This window comes from Streptomyces sp. T028, assembly GCF_048159505.1.
Lineage (GTDB): Bacteria > Actinomycetota > Actinomycetes > Streptomycetales > Streptomycetaceae > Streptomyces.
Map to the genome: position 1 here is coordinate 1 of NZ_JBLRVZ010000105.1, position 3,712 is coordinate 3,712.

The 3,712-nt window shown below is 68.2% G+C and carries 3 protein-coding genes; 1 reads left to right on the top strand and 2 read right to left on the bottom strand.

Annotated features, from left to right (window positions below; translation table 11 throughout):
• Positions 1-22 precede the first annotated feature (22 nt).
• Positions 23-1,111: a quaternary amine ABC transporter ATP-binding protein gene (locus tag ACLZN2_RS50560; protein WP_416987001.1), complete on the bottom strand. Its 1,089-nt coding sequence runs from the start codon at positions 1,109-1,111 to the stop codon at positions 23-25.
• Between the two features lie 20 nt (positions 1,112-1,131).
• Positions 1,132-2,601 carry an aldehyde dehydrogenase family protein gene (locus tag ACLZN2_RS50565; protein WP_416987003.1) on the bottom strand — a complete coding sequence of 490 codons (1,470 nt, stop codon included), beginning with the start codon at positions 2,599-2,601 and terminating at the stop codon, positions 1,132-1,134.
• 219 nt (positions 2,602-2,820) lie between these two features.
• On the opposite strand from ACLZN2_RS50565, the gene purU reads away from it, so the two are divergent.
• Positions 2,821-3,693: a formyltetrahydrofolate deformylase gene (purU, locus tag ACLZN2_RS50570; RefSeq protein WP_416987005.1), complete on the top strand. Its 873-nt coding sequence runs from the start codon at positions 2,821-2,823 to the stop codon at positions 3,691-3,693.
• Positions 3,694-3,712: the final 19 nt, after the last annotated feature.

Sequence of the window (3,712 nt, forward strand, 5' to 3'; positions counted from 1 at the left end):
GGTTTCTCGATGGCGACGGTCATCACCTGCCGCCTTCCTGCCCGGCGACGACCGCGAGGATCTCCTCGTCCCCGACGATCCCGAGCAGCTTGCCGTCCTCGACCACCTTCACCGGCTTCTCCGCCGCCAGCACCGCCCGGGTCGCCTCCCGCACCACCACGTCCGGACCCAGCTCCGGCCCGTCCAGCGCATCCCCGTCCTCCGGCGCCCGCATGATCCACCGCAGCGTCAGCACATCACCCCGCGGCACATCCTTCACGAACTCCCGCACATAGTCGTCCGCCGGAGCACCCACCAGCTCGTCACCCGTCCCGCACTGCACCATCTTCCCGTCCCGCATGATCAGGATCCGGTCACCCAGCTTCAACGCCTCCGACAGATCATGCGTGATGAACACCATCGTCTTGCCGACCTCGTGATGCAGCCGGATGACCTCGTTCTGCATGTCCCGCCGGATCAACGGATCCAGCGCCGAGAACGGCTCGTCGAAGAACAGCACATCCGGATCCCCCGCCAGAGCCCGCGCCAGCCCGACACGCTGCTGCATACCGCCCGAGAGCTGATCGGGATAGGAGTTCTCGTAGCCGGCCAGCCCGACCAGCTCCACCACCTCCAGCGCCCGCCTCGTCCGCTCCGCCCGGCCCATCCCACGGATCTCCAGACCGAACGCCACGTTGTCCACCACCCGGCGGTGCGGCAACAGCCCGAAATGCTGGAACACCATCGAGAACTTGCGCCGCCGCAGCTCACGCAGCCGCGCCGCATCCGCCTGCCGGATGTCCTGCCCCTCGAAGACCAGCTCACCCGAGGTCGGCTCGATCAACCGGGTCAGACACCGCACCAGCGTGGACTTCCCCGAGCCCGACAAGCCCATCACGACGAAGACCTCGCCCCGCCGGACATCGAAGTCCACATCCCGCACGGCGGCCGTACAGCCCGTGCGGTCCATCAGCTCACGTCGGGTCAGACCGCACAGCTCCGCATCACCCGGAACCCGCTCGGCCCTCGGCCCGAACACCTTCCACAGATTGCGCACGGAAATGACAGGAGCACCGTCGGAATCCTGAGGTGTGCCGTGCCGCTGGGGTACCTCGGTCTGTGTGGAGGTCACGATCGCCCTCTTTTCGGCGTTCAGCCGCGGAACCAGTGCTGCGGCCGGGGTTGGATGTTCTGCCAGATGTGCTTGGGCTCTCGGTACTCGTTCAGGCCGGTCGGTCCCAGCTCGCGGCCCACGCCCGAGTGTCCGAAACCACCCCATTCCGCTTGCGGCACATAGGGGTGGTAGTCGTTGATCCACACGGTGCCGTGACGCAATCGCCGGGCGACCCGCTGGGCCTTGCCGGCGTCCTGGGTCCAGACGGCTCCGGCGAGGCCGTACTCGGTGTCGTTGGCGATCCGTACGGCGTCGTCCTCGTCGGTGAAGCGCTCCACGGTCAGCACGGGTCCGAAGGACTCCTCGTGCACCACGCGCATGTCCTGCCGGCACTCGTCGAGGACGGTCGGCGGGTAGTAGTGGCCGTTCTCGAGGGCGGGGTCCGCGGGGCGCTCGCCGCCGCAGCGCAGGACGGCGCCCTCGGCGATGCCGGCCGCCACGTACGCCTCGACCTTGGCCAGGTGCTGGGCGGAGATCAGCGCACCGGTCTCGGCGTCGGGGTCGAAGGGGCCGCCCAGCCGGATCTGCCGGGCCCGGCGCACGACCTCGTCGACGAGCCGGTCGTGCAGCGAGTCCTCGACGATCAGACGGGCGCCGGCCGAGCAGACCTGGCCCGAGTGCAGGAACACGGCCGTGAGGGCGAAGTCCACGGCCGTCTCGAAGTCGGCGTCGGCGAAGATCACGTTGGGGTTCTTGCCGCCGAGTTCCAGCGCCACCTTCTTCACGGTCGCCGCGGCGGTGGCCATGATCCGCTTGCCGGTCTCCAGGCCGCCGGTGAAGGAGACCATGTCGACGGCGGGGTGCTCGGAGAGCGGGGCGCCGGCCTCGGGGCCTCCGCCGAGGACGAGGTTGCCGACTCCGGCCGGGAGTCCGGCCTCCTCCAGCGCCTTCAGCAGCAGGATGGAGGTGGAGGGGGTGAGCTCGCTGGGCTTGAGGACGAAGGTGTTGCCGGCGAGCAGCGCGGGGGCGACCTTCCAGGACGCCTGGAGGAGGGGGTAGTTCCAGGGGGTGATCAGCCCGCACACGCCGACCGGTTCGTAGACCACGCGGCTCACGGCGTCGTCGCGGCCGGTGTCGATCACGCGGCCCGCGTCGGTTCCGCCGAGCCCGCCGTAGTATCGGAAGCAGGAGACGACGTCGGTGATGTCGTACTCGCTCTCCACCAGCCGCTTGCCGGTGTCGAGGGACTCGGCGCGGGCGAACAGCTTGGCGTCGCGCTCGATGAGGTCGGCGGTGCGCAGCAGCAGGGCGCCGCGGTCGCGCTCGGGAGTGTGCGGCCAGGGGCCCTCGTCGAAGGCCCGGCGGGCCGCGGCGATCGCCGCCTCGGTGTCGGGGCGTGTCCCTTCCGATACGGTCGCGGAGAGCGTTCCGTCGGCGGGACATCGGATGTCACGGCGGCCTCCGGCCACCGGCTCCCGCCATTCACCGTCCACATACAGGTCTGCCACGCGCCAAGCCCTTCAGCTGTAATGCGTTGCGCATCGTGCATTCAATTGCTTGTGGTGGAACACCCTGGCCAATGTACGGACATCCGTCAAGAGGTTGGCGGATGACGATTTCGCAAGGGGCCTTTCGACCCTTCTCTCTTGACCGGGGACCCCTTCCCGGTGCGACTATGTTGCGCATCGCTCACCGAGTTGTGCATTACGCACCGACGGAGGAGGCCCATGTCCCCCCGACCTCAACCCGGCCGTGAGTACGTCCTCACCCTTTCGTGTCCCGACAGCGCGGGACTGGTCCACGCCGTGAGCGGCTTCCTCGTCCGGAACTCCGGGAACATCCTGGAGAGCCAGCAGTTCGACGACCGTCTCCAGGGCCGTTTCTTCATGAGGGTCCACTTCGACGTGTCGGACCCGAGTGCCGATCTGCAAAATCTGCGTTACCGATTCGGTCCCGTCGCGGACGCCTATCGGATCTCCTGGACCCTGCGGGACGCGTCCACTCCGACGCGGACGCTCATCATGGTGTCCAAGTTCGGGCACTGCCTGAACGATCTGCTGTTCCGCCGGCGCACGGGTGCCCTCAACATCGAAATCCCGGCGATCGTCTCCAATCACCGGGAATTCGAAGGCCTGGCGGAGACCTACGGCATCCCCTTCCACCACGTCCCGGTGACGCGGGACAGCAAGCCCGAGGCGGAGGCACGCCTGCTGGAGCTGGTGCGCGAGCTGGACGTCGACCTCGTCGTGCTCGCCCGGTACATGCAGGTCCTCTCGGACGACCTGTGCAAACAGCTCGAGGGCCGCGCCATCAACATCCACCACTCCTTCCTCCCCAGCTTCAAGGGAGCGAAGCCGTACGACCAGGCATACGACCGGGGAGTGAAGCTGGTCGGCGCGACCGCGCACTACGTCACGTCGGACCTCGACGAGGGCCAGATCATCGAGCAGGACGTGGTCCGCGTGGACCACTCCCTCGACCCCGGGGAACTGGTCACGGTCGGGCGGGACGTCGAGGCGCAGGTCCTGGCGCACGCCGTGAAGTGGCACAGCGAGAGCCGCGTGATGGTGGACGGCAACCGTACGGTTGTCTTCCGCTGAGTCCTGAGCGGCGAGTGGG

Coding starts and splice junctions, on each gene's coding strand:
- purU (WP_416987005.1), top strand. CDS start 2,821: ATGTCCCCCCGACCTCAACCCGGCCGTGAGTACGTCCTCACCCTTTCG.